Annotated in this window: 21 protein-coding genes and 1 tRNA gene; 13 read left to right on the top strand and 9 right to left on the bottom strand. The window is 32.8% G+C overall.

Annotated elements, in window-relative coordinates; translation table 11 throughout:
- Positions 1-493: 493 nt before the first annotated feature.
- From EQ921_RS07220 to EQ921_RS07215, 3 genes are all read left to right on the top strand, one after another.
- A complete protein-coding gene (locus EQ921_RS07220; protein ID WP_128331121.1) occupies positions 494-799 on the top strand; it encodes a hypothetical protein in 306 nt (101 codons plus the stop codon).
- Positions 796-963 carry a DUF6804 family protein gene (locus EQ921_RS15010; RefSeq protein WP_370449506.1) on the top strand — a complete coding sequence of 56 codons (168 nt, stop codon included), beginning with the start codon at positions 796-798 and terminating at the stop codon, positions 961-963. Before EQ921_RS07220 ends, EQ921_RS15010 begins: the two co-directional genes overlap by 4 nt.
- 998 nt (positions 964-1,961) lie before the next feature.
- A complete protein-coding gene (locus EQ921_RS07215) occupies positions 1,962-2,699 on the top strand; it encodes a hypothetical protein (RefSeq protein ID WP_128331120.1) in 738 nt (245 codons plus the stop codon).
- Positions 2,700-2,963: 264 nt separating this feature from the next.
- On the opposite strand, the gene EQ921_RS07210 is transcribed toward EQ921_RS07215, so the two are convergent.
- The 5 genes from EQ921_RS07210 to hemH all read right to left on the bottom strand — a co-directional run bounded on the left by EQ921_RS07210 (position 2,964) and on the right by hemH (position 7,339).
- Positions 2,964-3,048 (bottom strand) — tRNA-Ser (locus EQ921_RS07210).
- A 77-nt stretch (positions 3,049-3,125) separates the two neighbouring features.
- On the bottom strand, positions 3,126-4,343 hold the full coding sequence (gene lysA / locus EQ921_RS07205) for a diaminopimelate decarboxylase (RefSeq protein ID WP_128331119.1): 1,218 nt from the start codon (positions 4,341-4,343) through the stop codon (positions 3,126-3,128).
- Between the two features lie 74 nt (positions 4,344-4,417).
- Positions 4,418-5,434: a glycosyltransferase family 2 protein gene (locus EQ921_RS07200; protein ID WP_128331118.1), complete on the bottom strand. Its 1,017-nt coding sequence runs from the start codon at positions 5,432-5,434 to the stop codon at positions 4,418-4,420.
- Positions 5,398-6,261: a lysophospholipid acyltransferase family protein gene (locus EQ921_RS07195; protein WP_128331117.1), complete on the bottom strand. Its 864-nt coding sequence runs from the start codon at positions 6,259-6,261 to the stop codon at positions 5,398-5,400. Before EQ921_RS07195 ends, EQ921_RS07200 begins: the two co-directional genes overlap by 37 nt.
- Before the next feature lie 67 nt (positions 6,262-6,328).
- Positions 6,329-7,339, bottom strand: coding sequence for a ferrochelatase (hemH, locus tag EQ921_RS07190; RefSeq protein WP_128331116.1), 1,011 nt, complete (start codon positions 7,337-7,339; stop codon positions 6,329-6,331).
- A 210-nt stretch (positions 7,340-7,549) separates the two neighbouring features.
- Between hemH and EQ921_RS07185 the strand changes: the two genes are divergently transcribed.
- The gene (locus tag EQ921_RS07185; protein ID WP_128149042.1) at positions 7,550-8,716 is read left to right on the top strand and encodes a proline dehydrogenase family protein; all 1,167 of its coding nucleotides are present in this window, start codon (positions 7,550-7,552) and stop codon (positions 8,714-8,716) included.
- A 73-nt stretch (positions 8,717-8,789) separates the two neighbouring features.
- Here the strand turns inward: EQ921_RS07185 and EQ921_RS07180 are convergent, their stop codons facing one another.
- The 3 genes from EQ921_RS07180 to EQ921_RS07170 all read right to left on the bottom strand — a co-directional run bounded on the left by EQ921_RS07180 (position 8,790) and on the right by EQ921_RS07170 (position 12,837).
- Complete coding sequence (locus EQ921_RS07180; RefSeq protein ID WP_128149040.1) at positions 8,790-9,848, bottom strand: class I fructose-bisphosphate aldolase; 1,059 nt, start codon at positions 9,846-9,848, stop codon at positions 8,790-8,792.
- 127 nt (positions 9,849-9,975) lie between these two features.
- A complete protein-coding gene (locus tag EQ921_RS07175) occupies positions 9,976-11,247 on the bottom strand; it encodes an exonuclease domain-containing protein (RefSeq protein ID WP_128149038.1) in 1,272 nt (423 codons plus the stop codon).
- 24 nt (positions 11,248-11,271) lie between these two features.
- On the bottom strand, positions 11,272-12,837 hold the full coding sequence (locus tag EQ921_RS07170) for a helicase HerA-like domain-containing protein (protein ID WP_370449503.1): 1,566 nt from the start codon (positions 12,835-12,837) through the stop codon (positions 11,272-11,274).
- A 226-nt stretch (positions 12,838-13,063) separates the two neighbouring features.
- Between EQ921_RS07170 and dut the strand changes: the two genes are divergently transcribed.
- The 6 genes from dut to EQ921_RS07140 all read left to right on the top strand — a co-directional run bounded on the left by dut (position 13,064) and on the right by EQ921_RS07140 (position 17,799).
- Positions 13,064-13,498 carry a dUTP diphosphatase gene (dut, locus tag EQ921_RS07165; RefSeq protein WP_128331114.1) on the top strand — a complete coding sequence of 145 codons (435 nt, stop codon included), beginning with the start codon at positions 13,064-13,066 and terminating at the stop codon, positions 13,496-13,498.
- 40 nt (positions 13,499-13,538) lie between these two features.
- A complete protein-coding gene (locus EQ921_RS07160; protein ID WP_128149032.1) occupies positions 13,539-14,549 on the top strand; it encodes a sugar phosphate nucleotidyltransferase in 1,011 nt (336 codons plus the stop codon).
- Between the two features lie 5 nt (positions 14,550-14,554).
- Positions 14,555-15,346: a DUF4292 domain-containing protein gene (locus EQ921_RS07155; protein WP_128149030.1), complete on the top strand. Its 792-nt coding sequence runs from the start codon at positions 14,555-14,557 to the stop codon at positions 15,344-15,346.
- Entirely contained in the window at positions 15,346-16,884 is a 1,539-nt protein-coding gene (locus tag EQ921_RS07150) for a M23 family metallopeptidase (RefSeq protein ID WP_128331113.1), read from the top strand. Before EQ921_RS07155 ends, EQ921_RS07150 begins: the two co-directional genes overlap by 1 nt.
- Positions 16,885-16,971: 87 nt before the next feature.
- The gene (gene tatA, locus EQ921_RS07145; RefSeq protein WP_128149026.1) at positions 16,972-17,160 is read left to right on the top strand and encodes a twin-arginine translocase TatA/TatE family subunit; all 189 of its coding nucleotides are present in this window, start codon (positions 16,972-16,974) and stop codon (positions 17,158-17,160) included.
- Between the two features lie 30 nt (positions 17,161-17,190).
- Entirely contained in the window at positions 17,191-17,799 is a 609-nt protein-coding gene (locus EQ921_RS07140) for a DUF4254 domain-containing protein (RefSeq protein WP_128331112.1), read from the top strand.
- A gap of 30 nt (positions 17,800-17,829) precedes the next feature.
- On the opposite strand, the gene EQ921_RS07135 is transcribed toward EQ921_RS07140, so the two are convergent.
- A complete protein-coding gene (locus EQ921_RS07135; RefSeq protein WP_164875602.1) occupies positions 17,830-18,444 on the bottom strand; it encodes a DUF1684 domain-containing protein in 615 nt (204 codons plus the stop codon).
- A gap of 97 nt (positions 18,445-18,541) precedes the next feature.
- Here EQ921_RS07135 and EQ921_RS07130 point away from each other — a divergent pair, with 97 nt between their 5' ends.
- From EQ921_RS07130 to EQ921_RS07120, 3 genes are all read left to right on the top strand, one after another.
- Positions 18,542-19,456 carry a DUF3078 domain-containing protein gene (locus EQ921_RS07130; protein ID WP_128331110.1) on the top strand — a complete coding sequence of 305 codons (915 nt, stop codon included), beginning with the start codon at positions 18,542-18,544 and terminating at the stop codon, positions 19,454-19,456.
- Between the two features lie 194 nt (positions 19,457-19,650).
- A complete protein-coding gene (locus EQ921_RS07125; protein ID WP_128331109.1) occupies positions 19,651-20,571 on the top strand; it encodes a PfkB family carbohydrate kinase in 921 nt (306 codons plus the stop codon).
- A gap of 98 nt (positions 20,572-20,669) precedes the next feature.
- Positions 20,670-22,787: a prolyl oligopeptidase family serine peptidase gene (locus tag EQ921_RS07120; RefSeq protein WP_128331108.1), complete on the top strand. Its 2,118-nt coding sequence runs from the start codon at positions 20,670-20,672 to the stop codon at positions 22,785-22,787.
- The last annotated feature ends 146 nt before the right edge of the window (positions 22,788-22,933 follow it).

The raw sequence follows: 22,933 nt of genomic DNA, 5'->3' as shown, positions 1-22,933 counted from the left end.
ATAAAACATCTATACTTTTTGGTAATAATTTCTTTCTATTAAAATAAATATAAAATATATTTATTGTTATATGGTATCTTTGATAATGGGATATATTGTGAATTATCACTAAAATATTTTTAGCAATACAATTTTCTAAACTATTGGATTATTGGTTAATGAAAATTATGTATAAATCAGAATATTTAAAATTGAAAGACACTCTAAACAATACATAAATAATTTTATATTATGAGAAATGTTATAACTCTAACTCTATTTTTCTACTTTCTAATAATTTTATTTTCTCACAAAAAAATTATTATGAAAATCAAATTTACCAATTTGAACTTCCTAATACTTGGTCGGTACCTAATGAAGAATTACAAACAATTTATATAGATTATTATAAGGAGTTAGCACATAAAAATAATATTAAATATAATATCAATGATTTTTTATTTTCAAAAAAAATGATGATGAAAATCAGTTATTTATACCAATAATAACGTGTTTGTCTAAACAAACAAAAGAGAATATTTTTAATATAATTAAAGAGGGGTTTGAGGGTGATTATATTGAAAGAAATTTTCATGTAGATAAGCAAAATTTTTCTTTTATTGGAAAGCCTATAATTGATTCTAAAAATAAAATTATTGAATTTAGTATGAAATCTGATGAGATTTACGGTTTTTCTATTCTTTTTTTTACAGATAATCATTTTGTTCAATTTTCATACACAGATAATAATAAAGACTTTTGTATTGAATGTTATTTAGCATTTAAGTTGATGTTGTTTAATTCATTTAAGTTTAAATAAGTCATGCTAATAAAAAAAACTTTTGGTTTTATTTATGGCTGTGTTCGGCTTTATTAATCAACCCATTCTTTAAGGTAGCATTAGGCAGAACTATTTGGAATATAGTAGATGTTATTTGGTCTTTGTTACTTGTTGGAAGTATATTTTTATCAAAACAAAAATAGTAAGTGTATCGCGGTTTTGAAATTGATATTTTGTTAGATAATATAATGATTCCAAAAACTAAAGAAAGCGCCTAAAACAGGTATGCATATCATTGAGCATCCCTGTAAAATATATTTAATCAATACTTCAATCAAGACCCATCAAAAAAATTATCTAAATTCGAAGGATTAGAGTCTTTGTATAAAGTTCCCCCCCCTAATTACTCAAAAGGAAATTGGATTTCTTTTGATGGGAGGCATTGACTGTTTCAATTTCTTATCCAAAATTTTTCAACTTTTTTATTCAGTTGCGCTCGTTTGGTTATTACTATAGCCGATTATTGTTATGTATAGTATTTCATTATGTTTTTATACAAAAGGAAAACGTATCTTTCTTAATCTCTTATTAATAGAAGGTTTAAATATGTTTTATTATTGGGGAAGTATAAAAATAAATATCTTGTGGTGTGTAAGATTAAAAGAAGAGAATTTCTCGGCACAAGAATAAAACTTTTGGACTAATTGATTGTTTTCTATTTTCGTATTATGGTTAGGCTCAGAGGGGAAAATCGATCTCCTATTTTTTATTTAGATTAGCTAATATTTTTGCTTAGTCCACAACTTTTGAGGTTGATCTAAAGTATAATCGAAAATATTATAGATACAAAAAAAGTCACTTGATTTTTCAAGTGACTTTTGTAGCTAGTAGGGGGAATCGAACCCACTAATATATTTTATGAAAATGTTGTCTATCCTTATCTCTAAAACTTGCAATAAAGAACAATTGATTTTAGATATAAACTATTATAATATCGAAAAATAAATTTTGATTTAAATATTTTCTCTGCTTCCCACTGTTTTAATTTTCTACATCATAATAGTGAGCGTATTTTTTCTTATTAATAGATAATGAAGAAATATTTATTGAGTTTTATTCTTCAATAAAATTATTTTTATTTCTTAAAAGTATAAATTTATCTTAAATTTGCTGATAAAGAAATTTTAATACTGAATTAATTATGAGTACAATTATATTTTACGATGAAAGTGTATTTGCAGAGGATAAAGTCTATGAAGGTTTTAGAATGGAAATGATATTTAGACGGGGGGGGGGCGCTTTATACGAAAAATATAGGGATAAAAATGTTGGAATTGACGGTAGAAGTATTGGAATTGAGGTAACCTATATAAATGAAAGGCGATCTGACAATGTAAATGTATTTGCCACTGAAGGTAAGCCTATTCAAACTACAGATTATTTAATATTTGTTGGACATAATGGATCAGAAGAATTTATGGGGTTAAATCATCATGCATTTATATGTGCATTGATCGATGCTTTGCCACAAGGATATGAAGGGAAAATATATTTACATGGATGTAGAACGGGGAGTTTTATAGATAATATAGAACCTCTTGCTGGACGAGTATACAGAGCCTTGCGTGATGTTAAGATAACGCAAGAAAACGGAGAAAAAACAAATAAATTTGGAGAGCATTTAATTGTCAAAGGTACTGTACAAGATATCGGAGTCAATATATATAATGGAAAAGGATATAATGCCATTGAACATTTAGTTAATGCGAATCCTGATAATGCGAATTTAACTGAAAAGGTTTATTACGGGAGCAGGGCAGCTTTAGAAAGACAAGAAGAAAAGCTCTTACAAAAAATTGAAAATAGACATAATTATCATAGGGAGGGTGTTTATGATGAAGAAAGAGTAACTTTTGTGAAAAGAAATCGACAAATATAGAACAATAACTTTTCAATTTACAAAAAACACAAGGTAGTGACATAAGAATAAAGCTTGTGGACTGATTTGTTATTTTCTATTTTCACATTGTGGTTATACTCAGAGGAGAAAAATCGATCTCCTAATTTTTATTTAGCCTAGTCCATAACTTTTGAGGTTGATCCAATCTCTCACTATTTTTGAAATATTCGGCTATATGTTGGCTAATTATGTAATAAAAAAACCGTAACAATTTAATTTATATATTGTTGCGGTTTTTTATTGCGGAGAAAGAGGGATTCGAACCCCCGGACCTGTTACAGTCAACAGTTTTCAAGACTGCCGCAATCGACCACTCTGCCATTTCTCCAAAATCCTGATTTTAAATATCAGGAGGTCTGTTTAGCGGTTGCAAATATACAAACCTTTTTTATTTTTCCAAATTTTTCACAAAGAAATTTCAACAGTAGTTTCCAATAAATTTTCAAAATTTTCTTTTCTTCTTATCAGGTGAGGAGCACCATTCAATAATAAAACCTCTGCCGGACGAACCCTTGAGTTATAATTTGAAGACATGGAAAAACAATAAGCTCCGGCATTTTCAAAACATAGATAGTCACCTTCATGAATTTCTGCTATTTTTCTATCTGATGCAAAAGTATCTGTTTCACAAATATAGCCAACCACGTCATATGTTTTTTCATTTTTTGAATCAGGATTAGAAAGATTTACTATATGATGAAATGCATTATAAAACATGGGTCGTATAAGGTGGTTAAAGCCACTGTTTATAAAGGCAAATCTACGGTATGGAGTTTCTTTTACCACATTTACTTCTGTAACAAAAAGGCCGCATTGGCTAACCAGAAACTTTCCAGGTTCAAAAATCAGGCGTAATGGTTTTTTATATTTTTCAACAAACTCATTGAAAAGAAGTCCTAATTTATTTCCTAGGGTTACAATATCAGTTTCTTTATCTCCTTCTTTATACGGAACTTTAAAACCGCTTCCAAAATCGAGGTAAGTAAGTGACGGGAAGTTTTCCGCAGCACCGAACAATACTTTAGCACCCTCTAAAAAAACATCGATATCTAAAATATCTGATCCGGTATGCACATGAAGTCCATCCACTTTTAATGGAATTTTACGGGTTAAATCTACAATATCATCCACCTGGTCTATAGAAATTCCAAATTTAGAGTCTACGTGTCCGGTAGATATTTTTTCATTACCTCCTGCTTTAATATGCGGATTAATACGAATACCAATAGGATAATCCGGAAATTCCTCCGCAAATCTTCTGAGAAAAGGAAAATTATCAATATGTATCTTAACACCCAGCTCTGCAGCTTCACGAATTTCATTAAAATGAACACCACTAGGTGTAAATATTATCTCCTGAGGCAAAAAACCGGCTCTAAGTCCAAGCTTTATTTCATTTATAGAAACAGCATCTAATCCAGAACCCAGATTGCGTATAAATTTTATAATATTTATATTAGTATTAGCTTTACAGGCATAATTAAGTTTAACATCTTTTACTCCCTGAAAAGCGCGGGTCAAACGTGCAAATTGTTCTTCAATTACTGCACTGTCATATATATAGAGAGGCGCACCGTATTCTCGGGCTATTTCCTCCATTTGATGCATTCTTGCTAATTCCATAGTCTAAAATAAATAGTTTGCAAAGTTATAAAAAAAACAATTGAATTGTTATTGTATCCTGGGGAATACAAAAATTATTTCAAGTCAGAATATCGATTTCTTTTTTTAATGAAATATTGATAAAGTAAATACTTTTTATTGTAATAAATGATGCTTCCGGCTTTTCTCTTCTTTAAAAATCGGGGAAGTAGCCTGTAAAAAGAAAAATGTGCTTGAAGAATAGCTAAACAGTGTTTCCAGTTTCCGGAAAAAACAAATTTTATTCCTGCTATACCATCTAAAATCAATCGTAAAAAAATAATAAAGAAAACTTGATTTGCCGGAAGATTTTTTAGTAGCATTAACAGATTATTTCTAAAATTAAGAAAAGTTTTTCTTGGATTGTCCGGGTTTAAAGTACCTCCTCCGGCATGATAGACTTTAGATTCCGCACAATAAAAAATCTTTTTTCCGGAAATCTTTAGCCGCCAGCATAAATCAATTTCTTCCATGTGTGCAAAAAAATCATTATCAAAGCCGCCCTGTGACCAAAAATCTTTACTTCTTATAAACAGACAAGCTCCTGTAGCCCAAAATATTTCTTGATTATTATTGTATTGCCCGTTATCATTTTCCAGTGTATAAAAAATTCGGCCCCGGCAAAAAGGGTAACCTAGATTATCAAGAAAACCACCGGCAGCACCCGCAAATTCAAACTGTATTTTTTCATTATAATTTAAAATTTTGGGTTGTATGGCACTGATGGATTCATTCTCTTTAAACAAAGTAAGTATAGGTGAAATCCAGTTATCAGTAACCTCCACATCAGAGTTTAACAAACAATAGATTTCTTCATTTATAAATTGTAGCCCTTCATTATACCCGCCAGCATATCCCGAATTCGTATTATTCTGAATCAAAGTTACCGAAGGAAAGTTTTTCTTCAAGTATGAAACCGAATGATCTGTCGAAGCATTATCAATTACATAAATAGAAGCATCTGTGCTGAAATGAATAATTCCTGGTAAAAATTTTTCAAACCAGGAAACACCGTTATAATTTAAAATAACAATGGCTAAAGCTGGTAATCTATTCCGCTGGTGTATTTCCATCGCTTATGAGACCAGAGCCATAGCCCTGGATGTGTTTTTATATTTTGAGCAAGTTCCTGATAAAATTTTTCTACAATTTCATTCTCATAAAATTTTTCTCCTTCCGGACATATTCTTTTCAAACGGGCTTCGTAGCTTCCACGTTTTAATTTTACCATGTCAACATAGATAATTACATAATCTTTCTTTCTTGCAATTTTATCGTATCCGTTAAATGCAGGAGTCATTCGGTTAAAAAAGTTCAGCTCATAATGGATTCTGTTTTTAAACGGACTTTGATCAGCCACAAAGAAATAAATATGAGAGCCGTCATTCGGTTGTTTTATCATAGTTCGCCCTACATCTTTTACACTTAAAGGAATTGCACCAAATCGAGATCGAGATTCATGAACCTCCTGATCAAAAAAATTATTGGCTACTTTTTTATAGATAGCAAACTTATTTTCCTGAGGCAGATCAGGAGCGATACCGGTTAACCATTCCCAGTTGAACATGTGTCCTGTAAGTAAGATAACGTCCTTTTCCTGCTTAAGTACCTCCAGGTTTGTAAACCGTATTTTCCCTTTATAATCTTCACTTGTCATCGTGAAAGCTTTAAGAAGTTCTACCATGAAGTCTGAAAAATTTTTATAAAAACTTTTTTCAATTATTTTTCTTTCCTCTTTAGATTTATCGGGAAAAACAATCAACAAATTGTTTCTGACAATCTTTTTTCTATATCCGATAATATAATACAGAATAAAATATAAAAAATCAGCTATTCCGTAAAGTACACGAAACGGTAACTTAGAAAATAATTTTATAAAAAATAAAGATATGACTTTCAAATTGCTTTAATTATAAGGCAAAAATAAGAAATGTTCTCCATAAAGAGTACTACCTCGAAAAATAAAACTAGGCCAGATAAGATTCAATCTTTTGAACCAGCCAGTTGATCCAGTTTTTATCTTCATTTAAACATTCCATATAATGAAAAGACTCGCCTCCTTTATTTATAAATAATTCCTTGTCTGCTATAGCCAGCTCTTCCAGAGTTTCCAGGCAGTCAGACACAAATGCAGGGGCTGCAACTGCTATTTTTTTAATACCCATAGAAGGTAGTTCTTCTAAAGTCTTATCGGTGTAGGGCTGTAACCACGGATCTCTTCCTAACCTTGATTGAAAAGTTTGCTTAACCTGAGATTTTTCAAGCCCGAGTCTTTTTCTTACCTGTTCAGTAACATAATAGCATTGGTGACGATAACAATACGGATGAGAAGCACGGCTTTCTTCAAAGCAACAGTGATTATCAATTCGGCATTGTTTGGTTGGATCTGTTTTATAAATATGTCTTTCCGGTAATCCGTGATAGCTGAACAACACTAAATCAAAATCTTGAGGAAGTTGGTTTTTAATATTTTCAGTTAAAATCTGTAAATAATCTTCATCATTATAAAACGGAGGAAGAAAATTTAAAGGCATACCGGGAAAGTGTTTCTTTTGAACTTCTTTGGCTTTTTCAACAACAGTCTCCGTAGTGCTCATTGCGTATTGAGGATACAATGGAATAACCAGAACGTCGGATACTCCCTGGTCTAAAAGTTCTTGTAATCCACTTTTTATAGATGGTTCCTGATACCTCATGGCTAAAGCTACAGGACTTTTTACTTGTTCTTTAATTTTGTTGGTAACCCGTTGTGAAATGACAACCAAAGGAGAGCCTTCATCCCACCAGATCGTCTGATAAGCATGAGCTGAATCTTTAGGCCTTTGAGGTAAAATAGTACATTCAACTACAAATTTTCTGATTAGCCAGGGCGCATCAATCACTCTTTTGTCCATTAAAAATTCCCGCAGATAAACTCTCACATCTTCAACGCTAGTAGATTTTGGCGATCCTAAATTGACCAACAGTATTCCTTTCATTCTTTTTATTTTACATTACAAAATTAACAATCTCATTTTAATAAATTCTCTCTTCTGATAATAAGAATTAATAGTAGTATTTAAAATGTTTTATGTATTAAGATTTAAGCAAGTAAAATATTATTTAAATAAAAAAATGTAATTTTTTTGTTTTTTTACTTAAATATTTCTGAAAAATTTTAGATTTGCAGATATTAAAACAATTTTATTATGAATCCATTCTCTGATACTGAAGTAGCATTCAAATTAAAAAGCGATAAAGATTTAAAAAAAGCTAAATTCTTATTTTCCTGTATACAAAGTCCAACCGTAACTAAAATGGGGGTTTCTTTGCTTAATACAGTGATTAAATGGGATTTACCTTTTGTTAAATCAACAGTGAAAAGTACCTTATTTAATCATTTTTGTGGAGGAGAAACTATGCAGGAATGTATTCCGGTAGTTGAAAAAATGCACCAATTAGGAGTTTCTTCCATATTGGATTATTCTGTGGAAGGTAAAGTTGAAGAAGAAACTTTTAATAGAACTTTTAATGAAACTATTAATAATGTGAATTTTTCCGTAGGAAACTCAGCTATTCCTTTCGTAGTTTTTAAGCCTACAGGTTTTGGAAGATTAGAGCTCTATGAGAAAATAGGAAGTAAGCAGACGTTATCTCCAGAAGAACAAAAAGAATGGGAACGGGTAGTTGAAAGATACTATAAGGTTGCGGAACTTTGTTATGAGAAAGACGTTACTTTTATGATTGATGCTGAAGAAAGCTGGATGCAGGATGCAGTAGATGATTTAACTGAAGAACTCATGAAAAAATTCAATACGAAAAGATGTATTGTATGCGGAACAATCCAAATGTATAGAACCGGACGTTTGGAATTTTTGAAATCACAATTTGAAAAAGCTAAGCAAGGGGGGTATTTTATCGGATTTAAAATAGTTAGAGGAGCTTATATGGAGAAAGAACGTGAAAGAGCTCAGGAAAAAGGCTATCCTTCACCTATTCAGCCGGATAAAGAAAGCACTGATAAACAATACGATGATTCTGTTAAATTTATGATTGAAAACAACGATATTATATCTTTGTATGCAGGAACACATAATGAAATCAGTTGCACCACTATCATGGAACTACTTAAAGAAAAACATATCGAAAACAACTTTCATAAAGTTTGGTTTGGTCAGTTGTACGGGATGAGTGATAATATCAGCTTTAAATTAGGGAAAGATGGGTATAACATTGCCAAATATCTTCCTTATGGACCAGTTGCAGATGTAGTTCCTTATCTGACAAGAAGAGCTGAAGAAAATACATCTGTTGCGGGGCAAACAGGTAGAGAATTGTCTTATATTCAAAAAGAATTACAAAGAAGAAATAAATAAAAAGTACATTTTAATAAAATAAAGAAACCTGATTCCTAAAATCAGGTTTCTTTATTTTTAAACAAAAATTATATTACGCTAAAGTAATAGATTTATCCAGATATACATCCTGAATGGTTTGTAATAATTCTACACCATCTTTCATAGGTTTTTGGAATGCTTTTCTACCACTAATAAGTCCCATACCACCTGCGCGTTTATTTACAATCGCTGTGACAACTGCATCTTTAAGATCAGATTTTCCGTTAGATTCTCCTCCCGAATTTATAAGACCCACTCTTCCCATATAACCATTAATTACCTGATACCTGCATAAATCAATAGGATGTTCGGTAGTGAGTTCAGTATACATTTTAGGATCAGTTTTACCAAACTTAATCGCAGTAAATCCCCCGTTATTAACAGGAAGCTTTTGCTTAACAATATCTGCTTTTAATGTTACCCCGATGTGATTTGCCTGTCCGGTAAGATCTGCCGCTGAATGGTAGTCTACACCATCTTTTTGGAAATTATCATTTCTCAGGTAACACCACAAAATAGTAGCCATTCCCAGCTCATGAGCATACTCAAATGCTTCTGCAATTTCTACAATTTCTCTACGGCTATCTTCAGATCCGAAATATATCGTAGCACCTACCGCTACCGCTCCCATATCCCAGGCTTCTTTTATTGTACCAAATAAAATTTGTTGAGGGGTGTTAGGATATGTCAATAACTCATTATGGTTTATTTTCACAATAAAAGGGATTTTATGGGCATATTTTCTTGCTACTGAGGCCAAAACCCCATAAGTAGATGCCACAGCATTACATCCCCCTTCAATAGCCAGCTTAATAATATTTTCCGGATCAAAGTAAAGAGGATTAGGGGCAAACGATGCACCGCCGGTATGTTCAATTCCCTGATCAACTGGTAGAATGGAAACGTATCCGGTATCAGCCAGTCTTCCATGTCCCAATATAGTTTGTAAACTTCTGAGGGTAGGAATATTTCGATCCGTCAAAGACCATACATCATCAATGATTGAAGGAGAGGGAGAATGTAAGAGTTTTTTATCTACCGTTTTACATTCATGTTTTAAATAAAAATCAGCTTGTTCGCCCAGTAATTGAGCAATTTTTGTTTCTGCCATAACTGAAAATATATAGGATTTTAATACCTATAAATATACGCATTTATAAGCTGATAGATAAGATTTCAATCAAAATAATTAAATTAAAAAAAGTTTGTAATCTAAAGAAACTGATTAGTGTTTTAAACTATTCAGCCAAAAGTATCTTTTTAAAACCTTCCGTTATAAAAAGTTTGTTTCTTATTTTCATTAGAATATCTCGGGAAGAAAGAGCAGAAGTCATTATTTTTTTAACACGGCTTAAATTTTTAATCTGCGAATGGAGATTGTAAAAACCGTATCCTTTTACCACTCCGTTTTCCAGATAAATAAAAGAATTTTCACCGAGAGCTCTGCCTTTTCCATATAATATTATATTAGGCTCATCTAAAGAAAAATAGTCCAATATATGCTGATTAATAAGGTCTGAATCCTCTTCTTTCCCTTTTAATTTTTCAATAGTTTTATTAATAAACGAGATACCCTTCTCAGCAGAACTGAAAGAAAGCCAGGCGTATTTTTTGTTTTTACTATTAAGAGGGTTAATTACCCATTGATTAAATTCAAAATATAAGCCGTAAATAGATGAATTTGTTTCTCTTTTAGGTTTAAATTCAGGAACGTTAACTTTAATCTCATTTTGGGCTTTAATCTTTGCAATTATTTCATCACCTGTGAGCTCATAAGTAATTGATTCCGTTTTTATTTGAAGCTCGATAGACTTTTTATTTTTTCCGGTCAGAATCTGTCTGGCCTTGTTAGCAATATTAGTACTTTGATCAATATAAATAATTTTTCCGTTTTCATCTTGTAAATAAAAAACGCCTGTTTCCAGTGGAAGTTCTTCTAAAAGATATAATATTTTTTTATTTAAAGATTGATGACGTATTTGTTTAATAGAAGATTGAATAATATTTTTCTGCAAATCTTTAGCCAGTAAGAGCTGAAATAATTTCACCGTAGCACGGGCATCTCCATGAGCTCGGTGTCTGTCGCTTAAAGGAATTCCCACTGCAGTACATAAATTACCCAAAGAATATGAGCTCATATCCGGGATTAATGTCCTGCTTAACGAAATGGTATCCAGAGTAGGACGTTGAAAATTAAAGCCTAATCGTGAAAACTCAGTTCGTATAACCCGATAGTCAAAAGCTACATTATGAGCCACTATAATAGTCTCATCAGTAATTTCAACCAATCGTTTAGCCAACTCATAAAATTTAGGAGCGGTACGAACCATTTTGTTGGTTATACCCGTAAGTTTTTGCACATAAAAATGAATTTCTTTTTCAGGGTTTACCAGTGAAATAAAAGTATCGGTTATTTTTTCTCCGTCAAACCTGTAAACCGCAATTTCAATTATGCCTTCTTCATTGAATTTACCTCCTGTAGTTTCTACATCTAAAATAGCATAGTCCATAGTTATAAACTGTTGGAGCAGTATTTATTTTTTATATTTCCTTTTATTATTAACCCCTAATGCTCCAAAAAAAACTTTAGATCCCTCTCGTACAATGGTTCTGCCCATATCTCTTACAAATGGAGAATTCATTATTTTCTCGAATAGCGAAGGTTCCTCTTTTTTACGGGGTGTTGATGTTGTTTTGGGGGGAGTAGTTGAACTAGATGTTTCTGAAGGATTAGTACTTTCAGCTACTACCTCCATTTTTTTGCTTAAAATTTCGTAAGCACTTTCTTTATGAATATCCTGTGCATATTCTTTAACCAAGTCAGAATTAGTGACAATTTCGTCAATTTCTTCTGTAGTTAATATATCCATTCGCGAGCTGGGAGAGATCATAAATGTATCTGCCAGTGGAGTAGGTATTCCTTTTTCATCCAGAGAAGTTATGAATGCTTCACCAATTCCTAGTTGTTGAATTAATTCGTTGGCTTTATAATATTTAGAAGAAGGGTAATTTTCTACCGCTTTGTCAATTTCTTTTTTATCTTTTGCTGTAAAACCTCGTAGAGCATGTTGAATTTTTAATCCTAACTGGCTCAATACACCATCGGGTACATCTCCCGGAACTTGAGTACAAAAATAAATTCCGACCCCCTTAGAGCGTATAAGCTTTACCATAGTTTCAATTTGATTAAGAAGAACTTTAGTTGCTTCTTTAAAAATTAAATGCGCTTCGTCTATAAATATTGCTAGTTTTGGTTTATCCTGATCTCCGATTTCCGGAAAAGTTTGATAAATTTCTGAAAGTAAGCTCAGCATGAAAGTGGAAAAAAACTGAGGATTATTCTGTATATCCGTTAATCGGATAATACTGATAACACCCAGTCCGTCTTTTGTTCGCAGGAGATGCTGAGGATCGAAACTGGGCTCGCCAAAGAAGCGGGAGGCTCCTTGTTGTTCAAGTGTGACTATACTTCTTAATATGGCGCCTAAAGAACTGGAAGCTATAGAACCATAATTCTGGGATAGCTCTGCTTTACCCTGAGGATCGTCCGTTACAAATTGCAAAACCTTACGCAAATCATCTAAATCGATTAATGGAAGTTTTTTATCATCGCAATACTTAAATATAATAGACATGATACTGCTCTGAGTATCATTAAGACTTAAAATTTTACTAAGTAATACCGGACCGAATTCAGTAACAGTAGCTCTCAAGCGAACTCCTTTTTCCTGTGAAATGCTAAGTAGTTCAACAGGGAAGCCTTGGGCTGTATAGCTAAAACCTAATTTTTGGTACCTTTCAATTATTTTAGCATTAGTTGCATTTCCCGGTTTTGCCAATCCACTCAAATCACCTTTTATATCCATCAATAATGAGGGAACTCCCTGTAGGGATAATTGCTCAGCCAGTATTTGCAGAGATTTGGTCTTACCGGTTCCTGTTGCACCAGCAATGAGACCATGACGGTTAATCATTTTCAAAGGCACGCCCACTTCAACTTCCGAAACGACTTCACCCTCCAACATAGCTTTACCTAAAACTATCTTTTGTCCTTTAAATGTATATCTGGATGTAAGATCACTAATAAATTGCTCTTTCATATCAATTAAAATAAAACGGTAAAGTTAAATATTTTTATTTCTAAAAAAATATAAATATTGAGTTAATTAAATTAATTTTCTGTAAATCAATAAATTGAAATCGGTTTAGTTTTGAATTTTTAAATAACCAAATTTTAACAATAAATAATTACATGGCATTTATTTTGTAATTTATAAAACTTTGACCTTATTTTGTATAACGTATTTAAATTAACATTTTAAATTGATGAAGATTAAAATTATAAATAAATCAAAGCATGAACTTCCGGAATACAAAACTGCATTTTCTGCCGGAATGGATTTGAGAGCCAATCTGGAGAGTTCCCTAGTTTTAAAATCCTTGGAAAGAAAAATTATACCAACCGGATTATATATGGAAATTCCTAAAGGATATGAAGGGCAGATTCGACCGAGAAGTGGATTAGCATCTAAATTCGGAATAGGATGTCCTAATTCTCCAGGAACCATAGATGCCGATTATAGAGGAGAATTGGGAGTTATATTAGTAAATTTATCTAAAGAAGATTTTACGATTAATGATGGAGATAGAGTTGCACAGTTGGTTATAGCCAAACATGAAACAGTAGAATGGGAACAGGTTGATGAATTGAATGATACTGAAAGGGGAGATAGCGGTTACGGAAGTTCAGGAATAAAATAAACGAAAATAAAGATACAATAATTATTATACTTTAAAAAATATGAAAATAATAGTACCCATGGCAGGTAAAGGATCTCGATTACGTCCGCATACGTTAACAGTTCCTAAGCCATTAATCCCGATAGCAGGAAAGCCAATTGTGCAAAGATTGGTTGAAGATATAGCTAAAGTTGTAGATGAAGAGATAGATGAAATAGCTTTTATCATCGGAGATTTTGGTGCCGAAATAGAACAAAAGCTAATCAGTGTTGCTGAAAAACTGGGGGCCAAAGGATCTATTTATTACCAGCTGGAACCACAAGGAACAGCTCACGCAATCCATTGTGCAAAAGAAAGTATGTCAGGACCGGTTATCGTAGCATTTGCCGATACTTTATTTCGTGCCGACTTTCAGTTAGACAGACATTCTGATGGAGTTATATGGGTTAAAAGAGTGGATAACCCTAGTGCGTTTGGAGTTGTGAAGCTTGATGCTTACGGAATTATTCAGGACATAGTCGAAAAACCGGAAGAATATGTTTCAGATCTGGCTATAATAGGAATTTACTATTTTAAAGATGCTTTACGGTTAATGACGGAAATTGATTATTTAATTGATAACGATATTAAAGTAGGAAATGAATATCAGCTTACGGATGCATTGGATAATCTTAGAGTAAAAGGAGCTAAATTTACTTTAGGTAAGGTGGATGACTGGATGGACTGTGGAAATAAAGAGGCTACTGTTGAAACCAATTCCAAAATATTGGCCTATGAAAAAGAAGAAGTAGCAGTGTTTCCTCCGAGCGCAGAAATTGAAAATAGCTTAATCATACCACCATGTTTTATTGGGGAAAACGTTAAAATTGTTAATTCTAAGATTGGACCTTATGTTTCTCTGGGAAATGGTACTAAAATTGATAGTAGCAACATAGAGAATTCTTTAATACAGGAAGATACTTTAATAGCTCATGGGAATTTGAATAACTCCATGATTGGTAATTCCGCTAAATATTTTGGCGTTGCCAGTTCTTTGAGCTTAGGAGATTACAGCGTATTGGAGACGAAATAATTTTGATGAACAAGATAATATATATACTGCTCGCAATTAGTCTGGTTTCCTGTCGTACGACCCATGGAGTTACTGTAAAAAATAAAGATATCAAGTATGAAAATGCTGATGAAGAAAAACTTTTTACAGCCATTCATAAAACTAATACATTTTCAAGTCTTAAAATAAAAGCAACGGCAGATATTGAAGCAGGGTCTAATTACCCGTCTGTGGCTCTAACTTTATATTTAGATCAAGGGAAGCAGATTTGGGCAAACGCTTCTTTACTTTTACCTCTGGCAAGGGCAAGTATTATGCCTTCTGGTTTTAAAATGTACGAAAAAATTGGTAAGACTTATATTGACTCCGATTTTGATTATGTTAATAACTTGTTAAAAGTAGACTTTATTGATTATCAAAGTATGGAAAATCTTCTGGTAGGAAAACTATTTTTTCCGGTAGCACCACAGGATTACACTTTGAAAATTCAGGATAACAAATACGTTCTTACTTCAGACAGAACAATTCCCATTGGTTCAGGAAAGAATACGAGAAACTTTGCAAGTATTATTGCATTTGATTCAAACTTTAATCTGCTACAGGTAGTGTTGGAAGATAAATTAAATAATACCTATTTACAGGTAGATTATGATAATTATGTAGATTTTGAAAATAAAATTTTGCCAAAAAATATTAAAATTTTCATAAAAGAAAAGAAAGAAGCAAAAATATCGTTAGATTATAATAAATTTGAAACTGTTAAGATGCAAACTCCTTTTGATATTCCAAAAGGATACACTCAGAGAAAAATTAACTAATGAATCAAAGAAAACTTCTATACACATTTTTTCTGGCTTTATTTAGCCTGCTAGGATATAGTCAGCAGCCCTATAACAAAGAAGCATTACAAAAACAAAGTGCACAGTTAAGACAAGAAATAGCAGATTTAAATAAAGCGTTGGCAGCTAGTAAAAACGAATCTAAGACCTCGCTTATTTACATTGCTAATCTGAATAAAAAATTAAGTGCGAGAACTCAGCTTATAACAAATACAAAAAAGGAATCCAGAGTTTTGGACGATGAGATTTACTTAAATCAACTGGAAATAAATAAATTAAAAAGAGAGCTGAAAGTATTAAGGGAAAATTATGCGGATGTTTTAATTAGGTCTTATAAAAATAAATCCATACAAAATAAAATTTTATTTATTCTTTCTTCAGAAAATATTTCTCAAGCGTTCCGACGTATCAAATATTTGCAAAAATATTCAGAATTTCAAGACCGTAAAGTAGCTGAAATAAATGAAAAACAGCAACAAATTTTACATACTATAGAACTCAGGGAGAAAGCTAAGAAAGACAAATTAAACGTTCTGGCTCAGCAACAAACTCAGGTAAAGCAATTAAGTGTAGAGAAAAAAGAAAAAGAAGAAGTTGTTGCTCAATATATCCAACAACAAGGCGATATTGTAGCTAAAATAAAACAAAAGCAAACTCAAAGGCAAAATCTGGAAAGACAGGTGCAATCTATTATTGCAGAAGAGTTAAGAATAATAAAAGCAAGAGAGGCTGAAGAAAGGAGAAAAGCTCAGGAAGCTGAACTAGCCAGAAAAAAGACTATTGAAGAGGAAAGAGCTAGAAAAGCTAAAGAAGCAGAGTTGGCAGCCAAAAAACTCGCGGAAGAAAAAGCGGCTGCAGCCAAAAAAGCAGCAGAGGAGGCACTAGCAGCCAGGCTGCTTGCTGAAAAAGAAGCTAACGACAGAGCGGCAGCCAAAAAAGCGGAAGATGCAAGAAGGGCAGCAGAAAAAGCTGCAGCAGAAAGAGCCGCAGCAGAAAAGTTAGCGATTCAGAAAACTGAAAAAGCTAAAGATGCAGAGCAAAAAGCAGAAGAAAAAAGAGCTTCTTTAGGTATTAATAAATCTCAGGTTACTTCCACAGAAGCTTTATCGAAGTCTTTTGAAGCTAATAAAAAATCTTTACCCTGGCCGGTTAAAGGAACGATTGTTTCACAATTCGGAACTACTCCGCATCCGGTTATTCCTAACATACAGGTAGAACACAGGGGCGTGGAAATCGCAGCGGCACCAGGTAGCTTAGCTAATTCTGTATTTTCTGGAGTGGTAAGCAAAGTCTTGGTTATTCCTGGAGGAGGAAAAGCAGTATTGGTGAGTCATGGTGAATATTTTACACTTTATGCTAATTTATCAACAGTGATAGTTTCTGTAGGAGATAAAGTGGGTATAGGGCAAGCCTTAGGTAAAATATATTCTGATGATACCAATACCACTTTATTAGATTTTCAGATTTGGAAAGGGCAAACCCCACAAAATCCGGCTAACTGGATTTCCGGAATGTAAATCCATCGAAAAAAACTCTACAAACTTAAATAAGTGAATTCTAAAATATTTGTTAACTTTGAAGCAAATAAAAAATAATTAAAAAATATGAGATTATTTGAACATCCTATGTCAATTGTAATAATACTGGTTGTAGTATTATTATTATTTGGTGGTAAGAAAATTCCTGAATTAATGAAGGGGCTGGGATCAGGACTGAAGGAATTCAAAGATGCTACGAAATCAGATGATGATAAAAAGAAAGATTCTGCTTCATCTGAAAAAAAGGAAGAATAAACAACCCATCCTGTTCTTAAAATTTAGCAAATGAAATTTACAGAAAAAGCTTGGAATATTTTCAATCAAAGTATTCAGGATTATCACACTACAGACAATGTTAACCAACCAATTAACAATCCCTATCCTGTCGGTCAGATTGAGCATTTATTGTATTTGAAAAACTGGATAGACACTGTTCAGTGGCACCTCGAAGATTTAATCAGAGATGAAAATATAGATCCGGTAGAAGCATTGAGACTAAAAAGATGGGTGGACAAATCTAATCAGGAACGAACAGATAGGGTTGAAAATTTGGATAGTTGGTTTTTAGATAAATACAAACAGGTAAATATTATGCCTGAAGCCAAAATAAATACGGAAAGCCCCGCTTGGGCTATGGATCGCTTTTCCATTCTGGCTTTAAAAATATATCATATGAAATCGGAAGTAGAGCGAAAAGATGCATCTGCTCAGCATAAAGAGAAATGTCAGGAAAAGTTAAACATACTACAACAGCAATATATAGATTTATCTACAGCTATCGAAGAATTATTGGATGACTATGAAAGAGGAGCAAAATATATGAAAGTATATAAGCAGATGAAAATGTATAATGATGAAGAATTAAATCCGGTACTTTATAACAGTAAAAAGTAATTAAAAACTCTAACTATTTTTTGTATATCATTATTCAATTTGAACGGAATAATCATATTTAATACCTGCTTCAATAGCGATTGTAAGAGTGTTTTCTGAAGGAGCCATCGGGCAGCTGTAATATCTGCTATATGCACAGTAAGGATTATATGACTTATTAAAATCTATGATAATCTTATTTTTAACAATTGATTTTTTTGAGAAATCTAAATATCTTCCGGCTCCATAAGAAGATATACCTGTAGTTAAATCTCGGAAGGGTAAAAACAAATAATCTTTATGATGCTTGGTAAGCGGAAAAGGTTGATAAAGGTATAAATGATTTGTTTTCCCATTTAGTTCAAAAGTTAACCTACCATATTTTAAATACTTTTTATACAAATTTTTAGATGTTTTAAAGCTATAAATATCGGAAGAGTTTAGCCTGATAAAATCTGCCTGAACAATAAAGTTACTATCAATAGGGAAGAAGTTAAGACCTTTAAAATCTGCAATATCTTCTTTCTTCAATGGTGTATTAGGACCGTCATAATGTTCTTTGAGTTCTGCCTGATATTGAGCAGCTGATAGTGCAGGCCTGCTCTTATTAACGGAACATGAATTAAGGATTAAAATACTGAAAAAGAGGTAGCCAAACGTTTTCACTTGTGGATAAATAATTAATTGAATGATAGATAAATGTAAGTATATTTTTTAAATTATTATTACATTTGCTCCTTTAAATGTCAAAATTAAATAAAAAATGCTAAAAAAACTTTTATTGCTCCTGTTGGCTTTGTCTGTTTCTGAACTTAGTAAAGCGCAGGAAAATGAGGTAAACACAACCGTAAAAGATTCTGTACTTATTCCAAAAAAAGAAAATCATTGGAAAATAAGTGGAGATCATTCACTGACTATCAATCAGAATTCATTTTCAAATTGGATTGCCGGAGGAACCAATTCATTTGGAGGCGCCGCAAGAATTAATTATTCCTTTGATTATAAAAATGGCAAACATATTTCAAAGAATAAAATCACTGTTGGATACGGACAAATAAATAACAAAGGTGATAAAATGAAAAAAACAGATGATATATTGCTACTTGAATCCATGTATGGCTATTCGATTTCAAAAAATTGGTATGCCAGTGTAGCAATGTCTATGAAAACTCAGATGTTTAATGGTTACGATTATTCCGCGCATCCGGATTATACTTCAAAAGATCGAATATCATCATTTATGTCACCCGGCTATCTAACCTTAGGAGTTGGTTTTGAATATAAGCCTGAAGGCAAATTTCAATTTTCAGTTTTACCCCTGACTTCTAAAAATACTTTTGTACTGGATGAAAAGCTTCAGAAAAAAGGAAATTACGGTTTAAGACACGACGGGGATTATATGTTTATGGAATTAGGTGCCATGGTCACGGCAAAATACAAAACTGAAGTAGTGAAAAATATTACTTGGGATAATTCATTATCTTTATTTTCCAATTATTTAAGACATGCAGAAAGGGTGGATATAACATTTGGAAGTGTTATAGATATGAAAGTAAACAATCATATTTCAACAAAACTAACCTTTGATTTGATTTATGATCATGATCAAATAAGAAAAACACAAACGCGTCAGACATTTGGAGTAGGTGTTTCGTACAAATTCAAAACAAACGAATAGGGTTACGATAAGTAAAATATAATAGAAGGCTTGGTTTCGAAAGAATTAAGCCTTTTTAGGTTTAAGTCCTAATATGAAATCCGGAAAAAGAAAATAATATAAATCAAAATATAAAAGATAAGGGTTATTTTTTTTAGTATATATTTCTTAATAGAACTATATTTGCAGCTGCCTTTTATTATTAATTGAAAAAAATGAAATTATTAGCAATAGGAACGGTTGCATTTGATGCTATTGAAACACCGTTTGGTAAAACAGATAAAATTTTAGGTGGAGCTGCTACCTACATAGCTCTTGCTGCTTCCAAACTTAAAGCCGAAGTAAACATTGTCTCTGTAGTCGGAGGGGATTTTCCAGGATCTTATTTAGATATGATGGTTCAAAATAACATCGGAATCGAGGGAATTAAAGTGATCGAAGAAGGGAAAACCTTTTTCTGGGCTGGGAAATATCATATAGATATGAACAACCGGGATACTTTGATTACTGAGTTAAATGTTCTCGAAAATTTTGATCCTGTTATTCCGGAAGAGCAAAAAAAATCGGAAATTGTTATGTTAGGTAATCTTCATCCGGCGGTTCAATTATCAGTAATTGAGCAAATGGAGGAAAAGCCTAAGCTGACTATTCTGGATACTATGGATTTCTGGATGAACAGTACCTGGGACTTACTAATGAAAGTAATAGCTAAAGTTGATGTTATTACTATCAATGATGCAGAAGCCCGTCAGTTGTCAGGAGAATTTAGCCTGGTTAAAGCAGCTCAGAAAATTCAGGAAATGGGGCCTAAAGTTGTAGTTATTAAAAAAGGGGAACATGGCGCATTGTTATTTAATGAACGTAAAATATTTTTTGCCCCTGCTTTGCCTCTGGAAGATGTTTTTGATCCTACAGGTGCCGGAGATACCTTTGCGGGAGGTTTTGCCGGATATCTGGCAGAAACCGGTGACTTATCTTTCGAAAATATGAAAAAAGCAATTATCGTGGGAAGTGCCTTAGCATCGTTCTCCGTTGAAAAATTTGGTACTGAAAAATTACAAGAGTTACAATCAAAAGAATTTGAAATTCGTTTAAATGAATTTAAAAATTTAACGGAATATAGTTACGATATTTAAACTCAGACAAACTAAATTTATAATATAGGCCCTTAATTAAAGCAATTAAGGGTTTTTTTTATATATTTAACATTCTAGAAAAAAAGTATTAATAACATATGGTCAAAATTAAAGTAATACTGGGAGGACTTTTTATTGTCTCAGTTTTAAATGCACAGAATATGAAATATCCGGTAAGCGATAAAGGAAAAGTTATTGACGAATATTTTGGAGAAAAAATTCAGGCACCGTATCGATGGCTGGAAGACGATCAGTCTAAAGCAACGGCAGATTGGGTTCAGAAGCAAAATAAACTGACTTTTGATTACCTGAAAAAAATTCCTTATAGAAATCAGCTTAAAGAGCAGATCACCCGCTTATGGAACTATGAAAAAGTTTCAGCTCCTTTTGAAGAAGGTGAATACACGTACTATTATAAAAATAACGGATTGCAGCCTCAAGCTGTCTTATATCGGAAACTTACCACTGGTGGACCGGAAGAAACGTTTTTAGATCCTAATAATTTTTCAAAAGACGGAACTTCTTCCCTGGGAGATATTTCATTTAGTAAAGACGGAAATCTGGCTGCGTATCAGATTTCGGAAGGAGGATCTGACTGGAGGAAAGTAGTAATTCTCGATACAAGATCCAATAAACAGATAGAAGATACCCTAAAAGACGTTAAATTTTCAGGAATAGCCTGGAAGGGGAGTGAGGGTTTTTATTATTCCAGTTATGACAAGCCTAAAGAAGGAAGTCAGCTGGCAGGAAAAACAGAACATCATAAACTTTACTATCATACGTTGGGCGAGCCGCAATCCAAGGATAAGCTTGTTTTTGGTGGAGAAAGTACTCCCAGAAGATATATTATGGCATCTGTAACCGAAGATCAGAGATATTTGGTTATTACAGCAGCCAATTCAACTTCCGGAAATGAACTTTACATACAGGATTTTCATTCGGCAGATAACAATATTCACAAAATAATATCAGGATTTGATAACAATTATGAAGTTATAACTTCAAAAGGAGACTGGTTATATGTACAAACAAACCTTAATGCTCCCAATCAGGTGCTTAAAAAATTTAATGCATCAAAAATGGGGAGTTCCAATCTTATTTGGGCGGATGTAATTCCTGAAACCAGCTCGGTAATGAACGTTACTTCGGCAGGAGGATATTTATTTGCCTCTTATATCACGGATGTTCATTCAGTGGTTAGGCAGTATGATTTTAATGGGAATCTGGTACGCATGGTTGATTTACCGGGCGAAGGTCAAACCTATGGGTTTGTAGGGAAAACGAATCAGAAAAATATTTATTATTCATTTACCAATTATATATATCCATCGTCAATTTTTCAGGTTAATGTCGAAACAGGTAAATCGGAGCTTTATAAAAAGCCCGACATTAAATTTAATCCCGACGACTATATAAGCAAACAGATATTTTACACCTCTAAAGATGGGACTCAGGTTCCTATGACGATTACCTATAAAAAAGGAATTACGTTAGACGGTACTAATCCTACGATTTTGTATGGGTATGGAGGATTTAATATAAGTTTACTTCCAAGTTTTTCTGTAGCTAATGCCGTATGGTTACAAAATGGTGGAATTTATGCCGTAGCAAACCTGAGGGGAGGAGGAGAATACGGAAGGGAATGGCATGATGCAGGTACTAAGATGAAAAAGAAGAATGTATTCGAAGATTTCATTGCAGCAGGAGAATATCTGATAAACAATCACTATACTTCCTCCCGATATTTATCAATTTCTGGAGGCTCCAATGGCGGGTTGCTGGTAGGAGCAGTAATGACTATGCGACCGGATTTGGCTAAAGTAGCCTTGCCGGCAGTGGGAGTGTTGGACATGCTGAGATATCATACTTTTACAGCAGGAGCAGGCTGGGCCTACGATTACGGTACGGCTAATGATAGCAAAGAAATGTTTGAGTATTTAAAATCATATTCACCTGTGCATAATGTGAAAAAAGGAGTTTGTTATCCTGCTACCCTGATAACCACAGGAGATCACGATGACAGAGTAGTTCCCTCTCATTCCTATAAATTTGCTGCTGAACTACAGGAAAAACAAGGATGTTCAAACCCAGCACTAATAAGAATTGAAACCAAGGCAGGACATGGAGCAGGTAAGCCTACAGAGTTAATCATTGAAGAATCTGCAGATAAATTTGCTTTTATCTTATATAATTTTGGAATTAGAAATTTAGAATAATATATAGTAGTAATTAGATATATAAAAAAACCAGATTGATTATGTCAATCTGGTTTTTTTATATATCTATGATGTAAATAATAGGTGAAATATTGGTTTAATTATTTTTTATTTGTATTTTTGAATACTAACTAACGTCAAATTAA

It is taken from the genome of Apibacter sp. HY039 (assembly GCF_004023655.1).
Lineage (GTDB): Bacteria > Bacteroidota > Bacteroidia > Flavobacteriales > Weeksellaceae > Apibacter > Apibacter raozihei.
This window is presented reverse-complemented; position numbering and strand designations above follow the sequence as displayed.